At 68.8% G+C, this 18,713-nt stretch carries 21 protein-coding genes and 1 pseudogene; 18 read left to right on the forward strand and 4 right to left on the reverse strand.

The window, feature by feature from the left end:
- On the forward strand, window positions 1-963 hold a 963-nt coding region (locus BLA15945_RS28320), incomplete at its 5' end, for an aminotransferase-like domain-containing protein (RefSeq protein ID WP_174993921.1).
- A 27-nt stretch (window positions 964-990) separates the two neighbouring features.
- Here the strand turns inward: BLA15945_RS28320 and BLA15945_RS28325 are convergent.
- Window positions 991-2,151 (reverse strand): NAD-dependent formate dehydrogenase, encoded by a 1,161-nt coding sequence (locus BLA15945_RS28325; RefSeq protein ID WP_174993922.1) that lies wholly within the window; start codon window positions 2,149-2,151, stop codon window positions 991-993.
- Window positions 2,152-2,385: 234 nt separating this feature from the next.
- Between BLA15945_RS28325 and BLA15945_RS28330 the strand changes: the two genes are divergently transcribed.
- Together BLA15945_RS28330 and BLA15945_RS28335 are read left to right on the forward strand one after the other, a co-directional pair.
- Entirely contained in the window at window positions 2,386-3,918 is a 1,533-nt protein-coding gene (locus BLA15945_RS28330) for an FAD-dependent oxidoreductase (protein WP_174993923.1), read from the forward strand.
- A gap of 42 nt (window positions 3,919-3,960) precedes the next feature.
- A complete protein-coding gene (locus BLA15945_RS28335) occupies window positions 3,961-4,338 on the forward strand; it encodes a DUF5594 family protein (RefSeq protein WP_174993924.1) in 378 nt (125 codons plus the stop codon).
- Between the two features lie 49 nt (window positions 4,339-4,387).
- Here the strand turns inward: BLA15945_RS28335 and BLA15945_RS28340 are convergent, their stop codons facing one another.
- Window positions 4,388-4,606 (reverse strand): DUF6566 family protein, encoded by a 219-nt coding sequence (locus tag BLA15945_RS28340; RefSeq protein WP_059241973.1) that lies wholly within the window; start codon window positions 4,604-4,606, stop codon window positions 4,388-4,390.
- Window positions 4,607-4,726: 120 nt separating this feature from the next.
- On the opposite strand from BLA15945_RS28340, the gene BLA15945_RS28345 reads away from it, so the two are divergent.
- Both BLA15945_RS28345 and BLA15945_RS28350 read left to right on the forward strand, forming a co-directional pair.
- Window positions 4,727-5,365 carry a MarC family protein gene (locus BLA15945_RS28345; RefSeq protein WP_174993925.1) on the forward strand — a complete coding sequence of 213 codons (639 nt, stop codon included), beginning with the start codon at window positions 4,727-4,729 and terminating at the stop codon, window positions 5,363-5,365.
- A 45-nt stretch (window positions 5,366-5,410) separates the two neighbouring features.
- Window positions 5,411-5,875, forward strand: a complete 465-nt coding sequence (locus BLA15945_RS28350) for a DUF1269 domain-containing protein (protein ID WP_174993926.1) — start codon at window positions 5,411-5,413, stop codon at window positions 5,873-5,875.
- 27 nt (window positions 5,876-5,902) lie between these two features.
- Here BLA15945_RS28350 and BLA15945_RS28355 read toward each other — a convergent pair whose 3' ends face one another.
- Complete coding sequence (locus BLA15945_RS28355) at window positions 5,903-7,384, reverse strand: SulP family inorganic anion transporter (RefSeq protein ID WP_174993927.1); 1,482 nt, start codon at window positions 7,382-7,384, stop codon at window positions 5,903-5,905.
- Between the two features lie 791 nt (window positions 7,385-8,175).
- Here BLA15945_RS28355 and BLA15945_RS28360 point away from each other — a divergent pair.
- The 13 genes and pseudogenes from BLA15945_RS28360 (at window position 8,176) to BLA15945_RS28415 (ending at window position 17,804) form a co-directional block, all read left to right on the forward strand.
- Entirely contained in the window at window positions 8,176-9,543 is a 1,368-nt protein-coding gene (locus BLA15945_RS28360) for a sigma-54-dependent transcriptional regulator (RefSeq protein ID WP_174993928.1), read from the forward strand.
- 36 nt (window positions 9,544-9,579) lie between these two features.
- Window positions 9,580-11,886 (forward strand): ATP-binding protein, encoded by a 2,307-nt coding sequence (locus BLA15945_RS28365; RefSeq protein ID WP_174993929.1) that lies wholly within the window; start codon window positions 9,580-9,582, stop codon window positions 11,884-11,886.
- 313 nt (window positions 11,887-12,199) lie between these two features.
- A pseudogene (locus BLA15945_RS37755) lies at window positions 12,200-12,509 on the forward strand (hypothetical protein); the annotation flags it as partial.
- Between the two features lie 107 nt (window positions 12,510-12,616).
- A complete protein-coding gene (locus tag BLA15945_RS28370) occupies window positions 12,617-13,126 on the forward strand; it encodes a ferritin-like domain-containing protein (protein ID WP_059242494.1) in 510 nt (169 codons plus the stop codon).
- A 204-nt stretch (window positions 13,127-13,330) separates the two neighbouring features.
- A complete protein-coding gene (rpoN, locus tag BLA15945_RS28375; protein WP_059241965.1) occupies window positions 13,331-14,764 on the forward strand; it encodes an RNA polymerase factor sigma-54 in 1,434 nt (477 codons plus the stop codon).
- Window positions 14,765-14,841: 77 nt separating this feature from the next.
- Window positions 14,842-15,030: a DUF3008 family protein gene (locus BLA15945_RS28380; RefSeq protein ID WP_174993930.1), complete on the forward strand. Its 189-nt coding sequence runs from the start codon at window positions 14,842-14,844 to the stop codon at window positions 15,028-15,030.
- A gap of 46 nt (window positions 15,031-15,076) precedes the next feature.
- Window positions 15,077-15,238 (forward strand): DUF1328 family protein, encoded by a 162-nt coding sequence (locus BLA15945_RS28385; protein ID WP_081052124.1) that lies wholly within the window; start codon window positions 15,077-15,079, stop codon window positions 15,236-15,238.
- On the forward strand, window positions 15,235-15,621 hold the full coding sequence (locus BLA15945_RS28390) for a DUF3022 domain-containing protein (protein ID WP_174993931.1): 387 nt from the start codon (window positions 15,235-15,237) through the stop codon (window positions 15,619-15,621). Before BLA15945_RS28385 ends, BLA15945_RS28390 begins: the two co-directional genes overlap by 4 nt.
- Before the next feature lie 62 nt (window positions 15,622-15,683).
- Window positions 15,684-16,058, forward strand: a complete 375-nt coding sequence (locus BLA15945_RS28395; RefSeq protein WP_174993932.1) for a hypothetical protein — start codon at window positions 15,684-15,686, stop codon at window positions 16,056-16,058.
- A 70-nt stretch (window positions 16,059-16,128) separates the two neighbouring features.
- A complete protein-coding gene (locus tag BLA15945_RS28400) occupies window positions 16,129-16,677 on the forward strand; it encodes a type 1 glutamine amidotransferase domain-containing protein (RefSeq protein ID WP_059242490.1) in 549 nt (182 codons plus the stop codon).
- 4 nt (window positions 16,678-16,681) lie between these two features.
- Entirely contained in the window at window positions 16,682-17,023 is a 342-nt protein-coding gene (locus BLA15945_RS28405; protein WP_174993933.1) for a DUF1488 family protein, read from the forward strand.
- Window positions 17,024-17,275: 252 nt separating this feature from the next.
- Window positions 17,276-17,503: a hypothetical protein gene (locus BLA15945_RS28410; RefSeq protein ID WP_059242488.1), complete on the forward strand. Its 228-nt coding sequence runs from the start codon at window positions 17,276-17,278 to the stop codon at window positions 17,501-17,503.
- 58 nt (window positions 17,504-17,561) lie between these two features.
- The gene (locus tag BLA15945_RS28415) at window positions 17,562-17,804 is read left to right on the forward strand and encodes a DUF6566 family protein (RefSeq protein ID WP_059241959.1); all 243 of its coding nucleotides are present in this window, start codon (window positions 17,562-17,564) and stop codon (window positions 17,802-17,804) included.
- A 111-nt stretch (window positions 17,805-17,915) separates the two neighbouring features.
- Here the strand turns inward: BLA15945_RS28415 and BLA15945_RS28420 are convergent, their stop codons facing one another.
- Complete coding sequence (locus BLA15945_RS28420) at window positions 17,916-18,590, reverse strand: HAD family hydrolase (RefSeq protein WP_059241957.1); 675 nt, start codon at window positions 18,588-18,590, stop codon at window positions 17,916-17,918.
- Window positions 18,591-18,713 lie beyond the last annotated feature (123 nt).

The raw sequence follows: 18,713 nt of genomic DNA on the forward strand, positions 1-18,713 counted from the left end.
CTGATCCGGCAGATCGCGCGCCGCTACCTGGAAAACGGGATGTCGGTGGATCCGAACGAGATCATCGTGACGGTCGGCGCGACGGAGGCGATCAACCTGTGCCTGCAGGCGGTGGCGAAGCCGGGGGACACGATCGCGGTGGAATCGCCGACGTTCTACGCGATGCTGCACGCGATCGAGCGGATGGGGATGAAGGCGATCGAGGTCGCGACGCATCCGGAGTACGGGATCGACATCGCGGCGCTGGCCGCGATCGCGAAGTCGCAGCCGATCGCCGCGTGCATGGTGATGCCGAACTTCCAGAACCCGCTCGGCTTCCAGATGCCCGACGAGCGCAAGCGCGAGCTGGTGGCGTTCGCCGCGAAAGCCGACCTGCCGGTCATCGAGAATGGCGTGTACAACGAACTGTACTTCGGCAACACCCATCCGAGCACGCTGAAGTCGTTCGACCGCCATGACATCGTGCTGCATTGCGCTTCGTTCTCGAAGAGCCTGACGGCCGCGTACCGGATCGGCTGGGCGTTGCCGGGCCGCTATCGCGAACAGGTCGAGAAGCTGAAATTCCTGAACACGCTGGCGACGCCGTCGCTGCCGCAACTCGCGATCGCGGAGTTTCTCGAGCGCGATGGCTACGAACATCACCTGCGGCGGATTCGCAAGGCGTACGCGCAGCAGTCGAACCTGATGCGGACGATGGTGTCGCGGTTCTTCCCGGAAGGCACGCGCATCTCGAGTCCGGCGGGCGGGTACGTGCTGTGGATCGAGCTGCCCGTGCAGGTCGATGCGATGCGGCTGTACCAGCTCGCGCTGGAGCAGGGCATCACGATCGGTCCCGGCTACATGTTCTCGATCGCGGACAGCTACCGGAATTTCATCCGCCTGAACTACAGCAGCCCGTGGTCGCCGGAGATCGAGCAGGCGGTCGTGACCGTCGGCAAGCTCGCCGCATACTGCGCCGACTGAACGTACCGCCGCGCGTCGCGCGCGGCGTTACGTCAGCCGGTACGACTGCGCGCCGGTGCCCGCGAGCGTGCCGCCGTCGACGATCAGGTATTCGTTGCGGATCGGCTTGCCGTCGAACCAGCATTGCAGGATCTCCAGCGTGCCGGCCGCGTAGCGCGCCTGCGCGGACAGCGACGTGCCGGAGATGTGCGGCGTCATGCCGTTGAACGGCATCGTGCGCCACGGATGATCGGCCGGCGCCGGCTGCGGAAACCAGACGTCGCCGCCGTAGCCCGCGAGATGGCCGGACGTGACGGCATTCACGACCGCGTCGCGATCGACCAGCTTCGCACGCGCGGTGTTGATCAGGTACGCGCCGCGCTTCATTCGCGCGATCATCGCCGCGTCGAACAGGCGCTCGGTCGACGGATACAGCGGGATCTGCAGGTTGACGATGTCGACGGCGCTCGCGAGCGCCGCGGCATCGGCGTGATACGTGAGCCCGAGTTCCTGTTCGACCGACGCATCGAGCCGGTGGCGCTGCGTGTAGTGCAGGTGCAGGCCGAACGGCTTCAGCCGGCGCAGCACGGCGAGCCCGATGCGCCCCGCGCCGACCGTGCCGAAATGCATGCCTTCGACGTCATAGCTGCGCGCCACGCAATCGGCGATGTTCCAGCCGCCTTGCTGCGCGATCGCATGCGACGGCAGGTAGTTGCGCACCAGCGCGAGCGTCGTCATCACCACGTGCTCGGCCACGCTGATGCTGTTCGACCCGGTGACTTCGGCGACGGTGATGTGCGCACGCGCGGCGGCGTCGAGATCGACGTGATCGGAGCCGATGCCGGCCGTCAGCGCGAGCTTCAGCTTCGGCGCGCGGGCGATCCGTTCGGCCGTCAGATACGCGGGCCAGAACGGCTGCGAGATCACCACGTCCGCTTCGGGTAGCCGGCGCTCGAATTCGGAGCCGGGGCCGTCCTTGTCGCTCGTGACGATCAGCGTGTGACCATGCGCTTCCATATAGCCGCGCAACCCGAGCGCGCCGGACACCGAGCCGACGAGTTCGCCGGGCCGGAAACCGGGCGGGCCGTCCGGCGTCGGCGCGGTTTGGCCGTCCGCGTAGCGCGTGATGACCGGAATCGCATCGCGCACGTAGCGCGGCGGATAGCCGTCGACAGGATCGGGGTAAAGCACGCACAGGACGGTGGCCATCGGGTAGCACTCCTCGCGACAGGGGGAAGGCGGCACGCGGATTGCGCAGGAGGCGCGACGTGCTCCGCAGGCGGCCGGCGTGTTGCGCCGCAGCGTTGATGACGTTCTACGCCCGTCATGGATCGCATGCAAGCTACAGTCCGTGTTTGCGTGCGCTGCGGGGCGTCTGTACCTGTTCTTTTCAGGCGGGATGTCGATAATGGGATCGTTACCTGACTTTCCGGGAGCCACGTCATGACTGCAAGCGACGCTTCGTCTTCACGCCCTGATCTCGCGGCAGGCATCGCGCTCGACGAGATCGCCGACGGCGCGATGATCGAGGGCCATGTCGGCGATGCCGCGGTGCTGCTCGTGCGGCGCGCCGACGAATTGTTCGCCGTGGGTGCGAATTGCACGCACTACGGTGCGCCGCTGGCCAACGGCCTGCTGGTCGGCGACACGATCCGCTGCCCGTGGCATCACGCGGCATTCTGCCTGCGCACGGGCGAGATGCAGCGCGCGCCTGCGCTCGACGGGCTGCCGTGCTGGCGCGTCGAGCGCCGCGACGGCCGCGCCGTCGTGCTCGATGCGCGGCCGGCGGCCGTGCCGCCGGTGCTGGACGCGGCCGGGCTGCCGGCGTCGGTCGTGATCGTCGGCGGCGGCGCCGCCGCGATCGCCGCGGCCGTGACGCTACGGCAGGAAGGCTATCCGCATCCCGTCACGCTGCTGAGCGCCGATGCCGATCCGCCTTACGACCGGCCGAATCTGTCGAAGGATTACCTCGCGGGTACGGCCGACGCGGACTGGTTGCCGCTGCGTGCGCCGTCGTTCTATACCGATCAGCGGATCGACGTGCGGTGCGGCGCACGCGTCGTGCGGATCGATTCCGCGCAGCAGGCGGTCGAGCTGGCCGACGGCAGCCGCGTCGGCTACGGCGCGCTGCTGCTCGCCACGGGCGCGGAGCCGAACCGCCTGAGCGTGCCCGGTGCCGACCTGCCGCACGTGTGCGTGCTGCGTTCGCGCGCCGATTGCGATGCGCTGATCGCCAGGCTGAAAACGGCGCGCCGCTGCGTGGTGGTCGGCGCGAGTTTCATCGGGCTCGAAGCGGCCGCCGCGTTGCGCACGCGCGGGCTCGACGTGCAGGTCGTCGCGCCCGATGCGCGTCCGATGGCACGCGTGCTCGGCGATGCGCTCGGCGACACGATCAAGGCGCTGCACGAGGCGCACGGCGTCGTGTTCCATCTCGGCGCGACGCCCGCGCAGATCGGGCCGGACAGCGTGACGCTGTCGACCGGCGACGTGCTGCCGGCCGATGTCGTGGTGGTCGGCATCGGCGTGCATCCGAACGTCGAGCTCGCGCAGGATGCGGGGCTGGCCGTCGAGCGCGGCGTGACGGTCGACCGCTTCCTTCAGACGAGTGCGCCCGGCATCTATGCGGCCGGCGACATCGCGCGCTGGCCCGATCCGCTCACGGGTGAGCGGATTCGCGTCGAGCACTGGGTCGTCGCCGAGCGGCAGGGCATCGTCGCGGCGCGCAACATGCTCGGCCAGCAGCGCCCGTTCGAGGCGGTGCCGTTTTTCTGGAGCCAGCATTACGACCTGACGATCAACTATGTCGGGCACGCCGAGCAATGGGATCGCGTCGAGATCGATGGCGATCTCGGCGCGCACGACTGCTCGATCGCGTACTGGCGCGGCAACGCGCGGCTTGCGGTCGTGACGATCGGCCGCGATCTCGACAGCCTGAAAGTGGAAGCCGCATTCGAGCGGCAGATTGCAGCCGCGTGACAGCGGCATGACGACACGATCCGAACCTGGAGTGGAGGCAAGATGAATCCCGACGTCCGTGCACGTTTCGAAACCGAGTTCGCGCCGCGCATCGCCACGCGCCTGCTCGGCCTGTATCGGCCCGGCGACGTGAAGGTCGACGTCGTGCCGCACGATGGGCAAGGCAGCCCGACCTGCGTCGAGGTCGCCGGCCTCACGTCGACGGCCGGTCTGCCGAACCGGCTGAATGCGCGGCTCGCGTGGCGCGACGACGCGATCGCCGAGCTGCTGGCCGATCCCGACCGCAGCCGCTTCGACCGCTATCTCGCGGCGCTGCCGGTGACGATCGAGCGCTGGCAGATGGAGTTGCCGGTCGATTTCAGCTCACGGACCCAGCGCGACCGCGAGATCCTGATCGGCGACCTCGATTTCGACGCGTGACGCGCGTCGTGCGATGCCGGCCGCCGCTTCGCCGATGAACCGGGTGCCGCTAACGGTCGCGCGTCCTGACGATCACGCGCCCCTGGTCGATGCCGCCGCGCAGCGCTTCGTCGCACGTGAGCCATTCGGGCGTGACGAGTTCGGGCGCGGGCAGGTCGACCGGCGCGCCGTCGCGGAAGATCCGCACCTGCGCGACCCACGCGCCGTTTGCGTTGCGCGTCGCTTCGACGCGAATCTCGTGATCCATGAAGGTATCGGTGGCTTGCATTGGGGAGGCCTCCGTCGTGCGTGAACGCGGTGCGTCGATCGTATCAGCCCGGCGCGCGCCGCGCACCGGAAACCCGCCCGGATCCATCCTCGGCTTGCCACACGATACGGGAGCGACCCTGTGGGCTTCGACCTGACTTTTTCCATCAAGGTGTTTGCGGCGCTGTTCGCGATCATGAATCCGATCGCGAACATCCCGGTGTTCCTGTCGCTGACCGAGGGCGCGGCGGACGGCGTGCGCCGCAAGGTCGCGGTGACGGCCGCGATCGGCGTGACGATCGGCTGCATCGTGTCGGCCGTCGCGGGCGGTGCGATCCTGCACGTGTTCGGCCTGAAGATCGACGATTTTCGTCTCGCGGGCGGGCTGCTGGTGCTGCTGATCGCGCTGTCGATGCTGCATGGCTCGCCGAGCCGCCAGCATGCGCCGGGTGCGGACGAAGGCGCGGATCCGGCCGCGGCCGAGAGCGTCGCGATCTATCCGCTGACGATCCCGTTGCTGGTCGGCCCCGGCACGATCGCGACGATGATCGTGCTCGGGCACAACGCGTTCTCGACCGGGCAGGCATTCGCGTTTGCGCTCGGGCTGGCCGCGTTTCTCGTGCTGCTGGCCGTCTCGCTGCTGTCGGCGCCGCTGATCGGCCATTACCTGTCGCCGCGCGTGACGGCGGTCACGCAGCGCCTGATGGGGATGATTCTCGCGGCGATCGCGATGCAGATGATCGTCGCGAGCCTGAAGGCCGCGTTCGGGCTGTCGCATTGAGTGCGGCGTGCCGGCATCCGGTCATTCGATTGCATGGAGTGGTCGATGAATACGCTGATTGCGTTGTCTTACCCCGATCTGCCGGCCGCCCATCGTGCGCTGGCCGAACTGGGCACGTTGCGCGACCGGCACGTCGTCGCGCTGGCGGCGGTCGTGATCGTCGAGTGTGCGAGCGACGGACAGTTGCGCACGCATTCGGTCGATTCCGGTCGCGTGTCGTCCGGATCGCTGCTCGACAGCGTGGTCGCGCACCTCGGATCGTCGCTCGACGCATGGCGCGCGCGGCCGGTGGACGACGCGCTGACCGATCGCGTCGCGCGCAAGGCGCGCCCCGGCACCGTATCGCTCGGACTCGACGCGACGCAGCTCGACATTTACGCGCTGAGCGCGGCGCTCGCGCCGTTCGGCGGCGACGTGCTCGACACGACGCTGTCGATCGACGACGAACTGAAGCTGGTCGAAGCGATCTCGAACGCGCGCGGCGGCGGCAACCGCCCGGCGAGCGACTGACGCGCCGCGCCGGCCGCGGTCGCAGGTTCAGTGCGCGGCCGCCTCCGGTTGCGCGCCGGCCTTGTCGTGTGTCGCGTACTTGTCGATCATCGTCGCGCTCGCACGATTCAGGCCGCCGACCTCGACGTCGATTCCGTTGCGCCGGAACTTGTGGACGATCCGGTCGAGCGCGTCGATCGCGGTGATGTCCCAGAAGTGCGCGTGCGACAGGTCGAGCCGCACGTGCTTCACCGGTTCCTTGAAGTCGAACGCCGACACGAACGCTTCCGACGACGCGAAGAACACCTGCCCGCGCACGACATAGCGGCGCGCGCCGCGCGCATCGTCGAGCGCCGATTCGACGCGCAGCACGCGCTGCACCTTCGACGCGAAGAACAGCGCGCTCAGCAGCACGCCGATCCCGACCCCGATCGCGAGGTTGCCGGTCGCGACCACGACGGCAACGGTCGCCACCATCACGAACGACGAGCTTGCCGGATGCGTGCGCAGGTTCGCGAGCGAGCGCCAGCTGAACGTGCTGATCGACACCATGATCATCACCGCGACGAGCGCGGCCATCGGAATCTGCCGCACCCACGGGCCGAGGAATACCACGAGCACGAGCAGGAACGCGCCGGCGACGAACGTCGACAACCGGCCGCGCCCGCCCGACTTGATGTTGATGACGGTCTGCCCGATCATCGCGCAGCCGGGCATCCCGCCGAGCAGGCCGGCTGCGATGTTCGCGACGCCCTGGCCGCGGCATTCGCGGTTCTTGTCGCTCGACGTGTCGGTGAAGTCGTCGACGATCGCGGCCGTCATCAGCGATTCGAGCAGGCCGACCACGGCGACGCCCGCGGCATACGGGAAGATGATGCGCAGCGTGTCGAGCGTGAACGGCACGTGCGGCAGCGCGAACGACGGCAGCCGGTCGGGGAACGCGCCCATGTCGCCGACGGTCGGCAGCTTCAGGTGCAGGGCCATCGAGATGGCTGTCAGCACGACGATGCACACGAGCGGCGACGGCACCGCGCGCGTCACGCGCGGCAGCAGGTAAATGATCGCGAGACCGCCGGCGACCATCGCGTACACATAGGAAGGCACGTCGTGCAGTTGCGGCAGCTGAGCGAGGAAGATCAGGATCGCGAGCGCGTTGACGAAGCCGGTGATCACCGAGCGCGACACGAAGCGCATCAGCGTGCCGAGCCTCAGCAGGCCGGCGGCGATCTGCAGGAGCCCCGCGAGGATGCCGGTGGCGAGCACGTACTCGACGCCGTGGTGCTTCACGAGCGAGGCGATGACGAGCGCGACGGCGCCGGTCGCGGCCGAGATCATGCCGGGCCGGCCGCCCGCGATCGCGGACACGACGGCGATGCTGAACGCCGCATAGAGGCCGACCTTCGGGTCGACGCCCGCGATGATCGAGAACGCGAGCGCTTCGGGGATGAGTGCGAGCGCAACGACCGTGCCGGCGAGAAGATCGGCGCGGAGATTGGAAAACCATTCGTCGCGTAAGGAGCGGGTATGCATGGCGATGGCGATAGCGATAGGAAGCAGATGACGGAACTGCCGGCCGCCGGGGCGCGGTTCGATGCGAAGGTGACGCACGGCACGGCCGCGCGCGGCCCGATGGCGGGCGCGGCGAAGACGGCTGCACGAGCGGCGGCCTCGAGAGCGAAAAGGCGCTGTGCGGCCGGCGCGCGAATGCGCAGGCCCGCACAGCGGGTACGCGAACCCCCTGTCGGTCAGGCTGGATGACGATGGGTAGTTCGCGAAGCGCTACATAGGAATCTCGGGGAATTCGGAGGAAATACGGGGAAACGTCGCGCCGCGCAGCGGCTGCCGAGGCGCCGAAGCTTACAGAATGATCGGACGAACGTCCAGCCATGCGAGGGCAGCAGGCACGCATGTGATGCACGGGGTGCACGGTCGGAATCGCGCGAAAGCGGTCTTGGCCGGATTTCGAGATGCGAAAAGTCGAGTCGGGAAGTTTGACCTGATAGCGCGACGAAACGTGTAAACGCGACATCGCACCCGGCTAAACACCGCATGATCCGCTCGACGGTGAAGACGTTCTTACCGATCGCGACGCATTGAATCTGGCAATGCAGACCGCACGCATGGATAGATTTATTCGATGATCGGCGAATGCGCGACATGCCTCTTCTATACTGACAAGGACCGCTTTTCACGGGAGGAAAGCCAGTCCGCACGAGCGCATCAATCGTGAAGTGCCGTCGCGCAAGCGGCGGCCGGACCGCGCTGTCATCCGCTGCGGTCTCGGCCGACAGACGCGCCGGGCCGCCTCACAAGGAGCGACGATGCCCTATGTCCTGATCGTCGAAGACGATGCCGATACGCGGACGATGCTCGCGGCGCTGGCGCGCACGCAGCAGCTCGCGTGCGATACGGCCGCGACGCTCGAAGAAGCGCGCACGCTCGTCACGACGAATACCCCCGATCTCGTGCTATGCGATCTCGTGCTGCCGGACGGCAACGGGATGGACCTGTTCGATGCGTTGCCGAAGCGTTCGCACTGCGAAATGGTGCTGACCACCGGCCATGCGAGCCTCGAAACCGCGATCGACGCATTGCGGCGCGGCGCGACCGACTACCTCGTGAAGCCGCTGAACATGCAGCGGTTGAACAGCATCTTCGCACGCGTGCCGCGTACGACCGCGCTGCATGAGGAAATCGCCGAGCTGCGCTCGGAACTGCAGCGCCTCGGCCGCTTCGGCCGCATGCTCGGCAGTGCGCCCGCCATGCAGGCCGTCTACGACGCGATCGGCCGCGTCGCGCGTACCGAGGCGTCGGTATTGCTCACCGGCGAATCGGGCACCGGCAAGGAGCTGGCCGCGCAAACCGTGCACGACCTGAGCCTGCGCCGCCGCGGTCCGTTCCTCGCGGTGAACTGCGGCGCCATTGCCGCGAACCTCGTCGAGAGCGAGATGTTCGGCCACGACCGCGGCAGCTTTACCGGCGCGGAGCGCCAGCACAAGGGCTTCTTCGAGCGCGCGGACGGCGGCACGCTGTTTCTCGACGAGATCACCGAGATGCCGCCCGAATCGCAGGTCAAGCTGCTGCGCGTGCTGGAGACGGGGCGTCTCACGCGGCTCGGCTCCACGCGCGAGATCGACGTCGACGTGCGCATCGTCGCCGCGACGAACCGCGATCCGGAGGCCGCGATGGCGGACGGCAAGCTGCGGCCCGACCTGTTCCACCGGATCAACGTGTTTCCGATTCCGCTGCCGTCGTTGCGCGAGCGCGGCGACGACATTCCGATGCTCGCCGATGCGTTCCTGCAGCAATTCAACGAAGAAAGCGGCCGGAACCTGCGGTTCGCGCCGGCCGCGCGCGATGCGCTGAAAACCCATGCGTGGCCTGGCAACGTGCGCGAGTTGCGCAACTTCGTGCAGCGTGCGGGCATCTTCAGCGACGGCGACGTGATCGAGTCGCTGCCGCCGCCGATCATGGACGAACTGTCGAGCATGGCCGATTCGCACGAGGATCGCGTGACCGTGCCGTTCGGCACGCCGCTCGAGGAGGTCGACCGGCGGCTGATCCTCGGCACGATCGCGCAATGCGGCGGCGTGAAGGCGCAGGCGGCCGAGGTGCTCGACGTCAGCCTGAAGACGATCTACAACCGGCTCGCGCAGCTCGAAGACGAAGCAGACAAGCCGGAGACCTGATGCCGCCGACCGAACCGGCCGGCAGGAGCGCGACCGATGATTGATCTTTCGCGGACACGCGCCGGCAACTACGTCACCGCCGTGATGCTGGTGGCGATCGCGACCGTGCTGCAGGCGCTCGCGATCCGCTTCGGCGGCGTGAACCTGCCGCTCGTCCTGTACTACCCGTTGCTCGCGGGCGTCGCGTGGGCCACGTCGTTCCTGTTCGGGATCGTCGCGACCGTGGTCAGCGGCATGCTCGTGTGGACGCTGTTCCTGTCCGATCCCGCCGCCTACACGCAGCCGCTGCCCGAGCGGCTCGTGCGGCTCGGCACCTTCGTGCTGGTCTGCGCGCTGGCGTGCGCGATCGCGTCGATGCTGCGTCGCGCGCGATTCACGAACGACGCCGCTTACCGGCGCGAGGCGCTCGCCCGTCGGCGGCTCGAAGCCGTGCTGCAGGCGTTGCCGCACGGCGTGATCGCCACCGACACGAACGGACGGCTCAGCTACATTAACGCGGCCGCGGCTGCCCTCGTCGGCTGCCGGCCTGAAGCCGCGGCGGGCCGTGCCGCGCGCGACGTGCTGCGGATCGTCGATCGCGAGGGCCGGCGCGTGGCCGCAACGCCGCTCGATCTCGCGCTCGGCGGCGCGGGTGTCGTGTCGGATCGCCACTGGCTGCAGGTGGACGGCGGCGAGCCGGTGCCGATCGTCGAGGTTGCGGCGCCGCTCGGCGACGCGGACGGCAACGTCGACGGCGCCGTGCTGCTGCTGCGCAACGCCGGCGCCGAACGTGCGCGGGCCGACGCGTCGCGGTTGCAGCGCGCCGTCGTCGACGCGTCGCCGGATGCGATCGTCGGCATCGACATCGACGGCCGTATCGTCAGCTGGAACCCGGCGGCGCAGCGCATGTTCGGCTACGACGAAGGCGACGCGCGCGGGCGCGCATTCGAATCGCTGGTCGCGATGCGCTGGCTGAAGCGCAAACCCTTTGCCGAGGCGTTCGACGACATGCGCGAAGCAGTCGGTCCGATCGACCTGCTGTGCGTGAAGCGCGACGGCCGGCGCTTTCGCGCGACGGTGTCGGCGGGGCCGGTGCGCGGCGATGCGCGCACGTACGTCGTGCTGTCGCTGACCCTGCGCGAAGCCGGCGCGCAGCGCCGTCGCGACCTGCGCGTGCAGCGTTCGCTGCAGGGCGCGCGCGATGCGCGCGACCAGGCCGATACGTCGAACCGCATGAAGGACGAACTGCTGGCGACCGTGTCGCATGAACTGCGCACGCCGCTCAACGTGATCTACGGCTGGGTCGAGGTGCTGCGCAACTCGGGCGAGCATGCGCTGCAGCAGCAGGCGATCGATGCGATCGATCGCAGTGCGCGCTCGCTCACGCGGATGGTCGGCGACATCCTCGACGCTTCGTCGCTCGCGACCGGCAAGCTGCAGCTCGACGCGATGCCGGTGGATCTCGTGCGGCTGTTCGCCGATTCGGTCGGCGCATTCCAGACGGCCGCATCGTCGGCCGGCATCGTGCTCGCGTTCGATTGCGAGGTGGCCGCCTGCGTCGTGCCGGGCGATGCCGAGCGGTTGCGGCAGATGCTGTCGAACCTCGTGTCGAACGCGCTCAAGTTCACGCCCGGCGGCGGCAGCGTGACGGTTGCGCTCACCCGTGACGGCGCGCAGGCGGAGTTGACCGTGTCCGATACGGGGCAGGGCATCGTGCCCGCGTTCCTGCCGTACGTGTTCGACATGTTCCGCCGCGCGGACGATTCGCCCGCGTCGCCGCGGCGCGGGCTGGGCCTCGGCCTGTCGATCGTGCGGCATATCGCCGAGCTCCACGGCGGCAGCGTGACCGTCAGGAGCGCGGGCCGCAATCGCGGCGCGACGTTCACGGTGACACTGCCGGCGGGCTGGCAGCCGACCGGTGCGATGGCGTGGGGGATCGCGCATGCGGACGGTCATCGCGAGCCGCCGACGCTCGATACGCAACGCATCCTGATCGTCGACGACGATGCGACGACACGCGCGAGCCTCTCCGCCGCGCTGACGACGTTCGGTGCGGCCGTCGCGAACGCATCGACCGGCCGCGAAGCGCTTGCGGTGGCGGCCGACATGCGGCCGACGGTCGTGCTGTCCGATCTCGCGATGCCCGACGGCGACGGCTTCTGGCTGCTCGATGCATTGCGGCACGCGGGGGCGAACGGTCATGGCGGGCCGTCCGGCATGCGCGTGCTGGCCGTCACCGCGCATGCGGGCCTGGCCGACGAACGCCTTGCGCTCGAAGCCGGATTCGACGGCTATCTGTGCAAGCCGGTCGACGTGCGCGAACTGGCCGACAAGATCGTGCGCGTGACGAAGCGCGACGGCTGATGCAGCAGCTGTCCCGCCGCGCGTGGGTTACGGCATGCGTGCAGGACGACGGCCGCGATCTTTGGCTCGTGACGGCCGCGTACGACGCATAGCGGCGCGCTTGCAAGATTTGCAGCGATCGGTGTAGCAAAGGCACGGCATGCGGCGCGGGACCGCGCGGAGACATCAATGCACACGTGCGCATGGCGCGCACGGACGGCATGCGGTTTGCGGATCATCGGCATGCGACCGTAGCACCCGATATCGCCCCGAACCGCAACGGGCGCATTCCATTTCAACCGGCGCCGAGCCGTCGCTGCAACGGAGGATTCCGATGCCGCCGATCCGGACGATACGCGCGGGCGTATGTGCGTTCGCCGCCGCGTGCGTGCCGCGCGCATGCACGCAATCGATGACCGGCACCTATGGCGCGGCGCCGCCGCCGCCCGCGCCACCCGGCGGTCGCGGCGCGCGGTCGGCCACCACGATGCCGGACGCGAATACGCGCTATGACGCGCGTCGGTCGCCGGGCAACACGATGCCGCAGGGCGCAGCCGGCGGCGAGCCGGCCGACGTGCCGCCGCCGGGCCCGAACGGCGCGGGGCGATCCACCGCCGCTGCCGGGCACGCCGCCGCCGCTGCAGTGCCGAACGCGCCGGACCGGGCGCACGGCACACACGTTGCGAGGCGTCGGCCGCGCGGCACATCGCGGCGCACGGCATGCCGCACCGTAATGTGGCGGAGGAACGCAATGGCAAGCCCGCGCGAACATCTGGAAGACTGGCTGCGCGATGCGTACGCGATGGAGCGGCAGGCCGAGACGCTGCTCCATGCGCAACTGAAACGGATCGATCACTATCCGCACCTGCAGGACCGGCTGCGCCTGCATCTCGACGATACGCTCGGCCAGCAGACGCTCGTCAAGGCGTGCCTGAAGCGGCTCGGCACGGCGCCGTCGGCGCTCAAGGATGCCGCGGCGCGGATCGCCGGCTACGGGCAGGTGGCGAGCAACATGATGGCGGTCGACGAGGTGATGAAGGGCGCGCTGGCCGGCTATGCGTTCGTGCAGGTCGAGATCGCCGCGTATACGGCGCTCGTCGCGGCCGCGCAGTCGGCCGGCGAGGCCGAGATCGTGGCCTGCTGCGAGCGGCTCCTGCAGCAGGAGCGCGACATGGCTGCGTGGCTGCTGCGTCATCTGCCGGACCTGACGACGGCGTTTCTCGGCCGCTCGGCCGCCGATTGCATCGATGCGAACCGGTAACGGCCGGACGACGGCGCGTGGCGCGGCGAGCGAAATACGTGCCCCAAACTTGCCGCCGGCTTGTAAAAAAGCGATTCCCGACCGTGGCGACACGGGGTATGAACCCGCGAGAGCCGCGGCCCGATGCGCTTCGCCGGACTGGCACGAAAGCTGCATGAATCCTGCAGGCGATATTCTGCGAACCGAACCGTCAGGAGGCTTTCGATGTCCGTCTCGCTTGCGCTGCAGATGCGACAGCATCTGGCACTCACGCCGAGGCTTCAGCAGTCGCTGCGGCTGCTGCAGTTGTCCTCGCTCGAATTTCAACAGGAATTGCGGCAAGCGCTCGACATGAATCCGTTTCTTGAGGACGGCCAGGGCGACGAGGAACCCGCTGCCGGCACGCCGGAGCAACCGGCCGAAACGGCTGCACCGGAAGCGGCTGCCGAACCCGACGAAGTCCGCCCGCCGGACGGCGAGGTGTCCTTTACGGCCGCGCCTGCGCCGCGCGGCACGAGCCGCCAGGGCGACGACGCTGGCGGCCTGTCGCCCGGCGAATGGATCGCCGCCGAGCCGTCGCTGCATCAGCAGCTGCACGATGCGCTCCGGCTCTACCCATTGAATAAACGCGACCGTGAAGCCGCGCGCATCGTGATCGACGCGCTCGACGACGACGGCTACCTGCGCCAGGAACTGGCCGAGTTGCTGGTCGCCGCCGATCCGGCGCTGCTGCTGTCGGAGCAGGATCTCGCGGTCGCGCTGCGGCTCGTGCAGATGCTCGACCTCCCCGGCATGGCCGCGCGTTCGTTGTCCGAATGCCTGACGCTGCAGCTCGATGCGATGCCGGCCGACACGCCGGCACTCGCGGAAGCGAAAGCGATCGCACGCGAACATCTCGAGCGGCTCGCGCGCCGCGAGACGGCCGAGATCCAGCGGCGCGTCGGCTGCAACCCGCAGATGCTGCACGCGGCATGTGCGCTGGTGCGCGGGCTCGACCCGCGCCCCGGCAATCATTACGGCAGCACGCGCGGTGATTACGTGGTGCCCGACTTGATCGTGCGTCAGGTGCGCGACGAGTGGATCGTGACGATCAATCCGGCCGTGCTGCCGCGTGCGCGCCTGCACGAGCGCTACGCGACGCTGTTCGCGCAGTCGAGCGGCGAGCGCGATTCGCCGCTTGGCCAGCAGTTGCAGGAAGCGCGCTGGCTGATCCGCAACGTGCAGAAGCGTTTCGACACGATCCAGCGGGTCGGCGAATGCATCGTCGCGCGGCAGCGCGACTTCTTCCGCTACGGCGAGATCGCGATGAAGCCGCTCGTGCTGCGCGACATCGCGGAAGAACTCGACCTGCATGAATCGACCGTGTCGCGCGCGACGGGCAACAAGTACATGGCCACGCCGCACGGCACGTTCGAGTTCAAGCACTTCTTCCCGCGCAAGCTCGAGGCGGCCGGCCGGGGCGTGTGCTCGGCATCGGCCGCGAAGGTGCTGATCCGCGACATGATCGCGGCCGAGCGGCGTACCGATCCGCTGTCCGACGTCGCGCTCACGCACAACCTCGCCGGCCGTGGCATTTTGCTTGCGCGTCGCACGGTGACGAAGTATCGCCAGGCGATGAAGATCCCGCCGGCCGACCTGCGGCGCCGCGGCGTCGTGTGACGGCTTGCCTGCCCAACCGGACGTGCGCGGGGCCGGCTTGTCGTATCGGCCCGCGCACCCACGACAGGAGTGCAACCATGCCCGCGACATCCCGGGCCCGGCAACGTGCCGCAGGCGCTGCGCTGCCGGCCAGACGTGGCGACACGAAAATGAAGGACCTCGGGCCATCGGCGAAGTCGATGGCCCGATCGATGAGCGAGAAATCGCTCGAAAAAATGGCTTCCACGCCCGTGTGCGGCAAACCGAAGCACAAGCACGATGCGTGACCGGCGACGACGTTTGGTGACGACGGCCGTCATCCAGGAGGGCTCCATGTTGCGATACGCCATCATCTTTTTCATCATCGCGATCGTCGCGGCCGTCTTCGGCTTCGGCGGCATCGCGGCCGGCGCGGCCGAGATCGCGAAGATCCTGTTCTACCTCTTCGTTGTGATCTTCCTCGTCACGCTGCTGATGGGCGTCTTGCGACGATGAGCCGCGCGCCCGACCGGTCGCAGCGCGTCGCGGAACTCGAGCACGCGCTCGCGAACGGGTTTCCGTCGCGTTCGACCGTTGTCGTGCACGCGGACGCGGTGTCCGGCCGGCTGACGATCCAGGTGTCGTGGGTGCGCGTGCCGTCCGACGAGGACGCGCGCGAATGGCGCTGCACGGTCGACCTGCGCTTCGATCCGGACGTGATCACGCGCTACGCATCGCTCGGCGCGGAAGACCGGCTGCGTGTGCGCACCCAACTCTGCGACCGGGCGCGGCGCGCGGTGGACGAGCACAAGCCGCGCGTCGAGGATGCCGTGATCGAATGCAGCGTGGCGCTCGATGTGACGCGCGCCGAACTCGATGCGGCGCTGTGTGCGCCATGATGCGGCAGGCGATGCGCGCGGCGCGGTTTCCCGCACGGGCCGCCGCCACGCAGGAGGACATCATGCAATCGAATTCCAGAATCAGGCTCAACCGCGACGAGGCCGACGAGATGGACGGCGACCCGATCGACGCCGTCCATCTCGATACGATGGTCCATCTCGACGTCGCAACGGGCAGGATCATGTTTCAGGCCGCGTGGGCACCGACGACGGAGGTCCCGCCGGAGATCGCGCTCCATCGCGTCGAACTCGTGCTCGACTGCGACACGATGGAGCGCTACGCGGCGCTCGATGAAAACGCGCGGATGCGTGTGCACGCGATCCTGCACGACACCGTGCAGGACAGGCTGGACCGGCTGTCCTGCGCGGACGGGAGCCCGACGCTGACGATCGAGCTGACCGACGCGATGCTCGACGCCGCGCGTCACCTGCAGTAGTCGCGGCGGCGGGCCGCCGCGCCGCGGGCATGCGGATTGCGCCGCGGCCACAACCTGGATGGAGGTGCGCATGAGCGGCAAGCTGGATCATTGCAGGGTAGCCATTCTCGCGCTCGACGGTTTCGAGGAGGCCGAGCTGGTCGAGCCGCGGCGCGCGCTGGTGGCCGAGGGCGCGCAGGTCGACGTGATTTCGCAGCAGCGCGGCGAGATCCAGGGGTTCACGCACGTCGACAAGGGCGCACGCGTGAAGGTCGACCGCACGTTCGACGAGGCGCGCGAGGGCGACTACGACGCGGTCGTGCTGCCCGGCGGCGTGATCAACGGCGACGCGATCCGGATGCTTCCGGCTGCACGCGAATTCGTGACGGCGGCCGTCGGCGCAGGCAAGCCGATCGCCGCGATCTGCCACGGCGGCTGGCTGCTCGTCTCGGCCGGCCTCGTCGAGGGCCGCACGATGACGAGCTGGCCGAGCCTGCAGGACGACATCCGTCATGCGGGCGGCAAGTGGATCGACGAGCAGGTGGTGCGCGACGGCAACCTGATCACGAGCCGCAAACCGGACGACTTGCCCGCGTTCAGCGGCGCGCTGGTCGAGCGCCTCGCGGCGCAGGGCGGTTGAGCGTATGCATGCCGGTTCCGCCCGCCACGTGACGCTGACGCGTGCGCCGCCCGAGTTCGACGGCGCGGCGCTGCAACTGCGCTTCATCGTCGACGTCGATGGCGTGCCGGAAGCGTGCGCGATCACGGCGGAGGCGCTCGAGGATCATTTCGGTGCGCCGTCCGCACTGGAAGCCGACCTGTGCGCCGCGTTCGAACGCGGCCGTGCGGGCATCGAGGCCGCCTGCGCGGACGTGCTGGCCGACGGCCAGGGCGGCGTGGTGCTGCACAGCGGCTACTTCCGCGCGCGCGGTCGCGCGGCCGCGGCCAGCGTGAAGGCTGGCCTGTCCCGCTCGCGCCGGTCCTGACCGAAGCGCCGCTTGCGATGGCGTGTTACCCGCGCCCGGATCCGGCGTTACACGCCGTTGAAAACTTTGCACGGGCAGCCGGATGCCGTTCGGTGCCGCATCGCGCCGCGCGCTCGCGGCGCGGACGGTCGCTGCATGGCGTGAATCGGCATGATCGATGCGTGCTTGAAGCGTTGTCGGCGCACGCATTGCGCCGGGCGCCGATGCGGCAATGTTGCCGCCTCGCGCGAAGCCGTCCACGGGGAAACGAGCATGCTCACTGCCCATGAACTTGCCGTGCTGTTCCTGGTGTATCGCGCGCCGGAACAGATCCAGATCGACCGCGAAGACGTTGTCGCGCTGGTCGAGCAGCACCTGATCGTGATGCAATGCAACGCCGCATCCGGCGAGCAACGGCCCGCGCTGACGGCCGACGGGCTGGCGATCGTGCGGCGCGTGCAGCGGCACGATGCGATCGAGCCCGACATCACCGACGCATGACACATCGAAGCAGCGCGCATTTTTGCCTCGTCGTCGCAGACGGGCATTGGGGGCCATCATGCAACATCAACAGGACGCACAGATCCGCGACCCGTATCGCGGCCACGAGATCCACGTCTGGGCGTGGCGCAACGAAAGCGGTGCGTGGTGCGACGAGGTGCAGGTGTATGTCCGCGGCGCACCGATCGAGATCGTCACGCCGGCGGCAGCCGGCCCCGAGTGGCTGACCGAGAACGAAGCGCTGCGCGCGGGCGTCGAGCGTGGCCGTTATCTGATCGACAAGCGCATCGACGACGACTGATCCGCGTTGCGCCGGCGTACCGGCGCCGCGTCGCGCGATCGCCCTGCGCGATGTGCGGCGCGACGACGTCGACGCGAATCCGGCAACGGCGATTGCGGCAATCCGGGCGACTCAGGGCCGCGCCGCAATCTCGTCGAGATGCCACAGCAGATCGGCCGGATCGTCGTACACGCGCAGGGCACCGGCGCGTTCCAGCTCGTCGCTGCCGTACCCGCCCGCCAGCAGCCCGACACCGAGCGCGCGGCAGCGGGCCGCGGCGAGCATGTCCCAGATGCTGTCGCCGACCACCACCGTGTGTTCGATTGGCACGTTCAGTTGCGCGGCGGCGGTCAGGAACAGGTCGGGGTCCGGCTTCGCATACTTCACCTGGTCGCGCGTGACGACGACGTTTTTGGCCGGATCGACGCCGAGCGCCTCGAGATTGATGGCGGCCGTTTCCATTCGCCCGCTGGTGGCGATCGCCCAGCGGATGCCGGCGCTCGACAGCGCGGCCAGCAGTTCGCGTGCACCCGGCAGCGGCCGGACCTGCGCGCGCAGCCGCTGGTACGCGGCCGCGTGCAGCCGGGCGAGCCGCTCGACGCGCTCGGCGTCGATGTCGCCCGCCGTCTCGCGCAGCAGCTGGTTGAGGAACAGGCCGCCGCTCATCCCGATCTTGCGGTGGATGCGCCATACCGACAGTTCGATGCCTTCGGCATCGAGCGCTTCCTTCCACGCGAGCACGTGCTGATAGACGCTGTCGACGAGCGTGCCGTCGAGATCGAACAGAAATGACGTTTCAATGCGCATGTGAATCTCCTGGCCCGACGACGCCCGGGCTGATCGTCCGCGAACAGTCCGCGAAAATTCTGAACGGCACATTATCGGCGCATCGCCGTGTCATCGTCATGTCCCGCCGCCGCGCCGTGCGGC

The sequence above is a fragment of the Burkholderia arboris genome (assembly GCF_902499125.1).
Classification (GTDB): domain Bacteria; phylum Pseudomonadota; class Gammaproteobacteria; order Burkholderiales; family Burkholderiaceae; genus Burkholderia; species Burkholderia arboris.

What these genes read in the sequence shown, in the direction of transcription:
- BLA15945_RS28395 (WP_174993932.1), top strand. Translation starts at nt 15,684, where the DNA reads ATGCAATCGAATTCCAGAATCAGGCTCAACCGCGACGAGGCCGACGAG.
- BLA15945_RS28325 (WP_174993922.1), bottom strand. Translation starts at nt 2,151, where the DNA reads ATGGCCACCGTCCTGTGCGTGCTTTACCCCGATCCTGTCGACGGCTAT.
- BLA15945_RS28355 (WP_174993927.1), bottom strand. Translation starts at nt 7,384, where the DNA reads ATGCATACCCGCTCCTTACGCGACGAATGGTTTTCCAATCTCCGCGCC.
- BLA15945_RS28360 (WP_174993928.1), top strand. Translation starts at nt 8,176, where the DNA reads ATGCCCTATGTCCTGATCGTCGAAGACGATGCCGATACGCGGACGATG.
- BLA15945_RS28390 (WP_174993931.1), top strand. Translation starts at nt 15,235, where the DNA reads ATGAGCCGCGCGCCCGACCGGTCGCAGCGCGTCGCGGAACTCGAGCAC.
- BLA15945_RS28410 (WP_059242488.1), top strand. Translation starts at nt 17,276, where the DNA reads ATGCTCACTGCCCATGAACTTGCCGTGCTGTTCCTGGTGTATCGCGCG.
- BLA15945_RS28335 (WP_174993924.1), top strand. Translation starts at nt 3,961, where the DNA reads ATGAATCCCGACGTCCGTGCACGTTTCGAAACCGAGTTCGCGCCGCGC.
- BLA15945_RS28340 (WP_059241973.1), bottom strand. Translation starts at nt 4,606, where the DNA reads ATGCAAGCCACCGATACCTTCATGGATCACGAGATTCGCGTCGAAGCG.
- rpoN (WP_059241965.1), top strand. Translation starts at nt 13,331, where the DNA reads ATGTCCGTCTCGCTTGCGCTGCAGATGCGACAGCATCTGGCACTCACG.
- BLA15945_RS28370 (WP_059242494.1), top strand. Translation starts at nt 12,617, where the DNA reads ATGGCAAGCCCGCGCGAACATCTGGAAGACTGGCTGCGCGATGCGTAC.
- BLA15945_RS28330 (WP_174993923.1), top strand. Translation starts at nt 2,386, where the DNA reads ATGACTGCAAGCGACGCTTCGTCTTCACGCCCTGATCTCGCGGCAGGC.
- BLA15945_RS28350 (WP_174993926.1), top strand. Translation starts at nt 5,411, where the DNA reads ATGAATACGCTGATTGCGTTGTCTTACCCCGATCTGCCGGCCGCCCAT.
- BLA15945_RS28385 (WP_081052124.1), top strand. Translation starts at nt 15,077, where the DNA reads ATGTTGCGATACGCCATCATCTTTTTCATCATCGCGATCGTCGCGGCC.
- BLA15945_RS28420 (WP_059241957.1), bottom strand. Translation starts at nt 18,590, where the DNA reads ATGCGCATTGAAACGTCATTTCTGTTCGATCTCGACGGCACGCTCGTC.
- BLA15945_RS28365 (WP_174993929.1), top strand. Translation starts at nt 9,580, where the DNA reads ATGATTGATCTTTCGCGGACACGCGCCGGCAACTACGTCACCGCCGTG.
- BLA15945_RS28400 (WP_059242490.1), top strand. Translation starts at nt 16,129, where the DNA reads ATGAGCGGCAAGCTGGATCATTGCAGGGTAGCCATTCTCGCGCTCGAC.
- BLA15945_RS28380 (WP_174993930.1), top strand. Translation starts at nt 14,842, where the DNA reads ATGCCCGCGACATCCCGGGCCCGGCAACGTGCCGCAGGCGCTGCGCTG.
- BLA15945_RS28415 (WP_059241959.1), top strand. Translation starts at nt 17,562, where the DNA reads ATGCAACATCAACAGGACGCACAGATCCGCGACCCGTATCGCGGCCAC.
- BLA15945_RS28405 (WP_174993933.1), top strand. Translation starts at nt 16,682, where the DNA reads ATGCATGCCGGTTCCGCCCGCCACGTGACGCTGACGCGTGCGCCGCCC.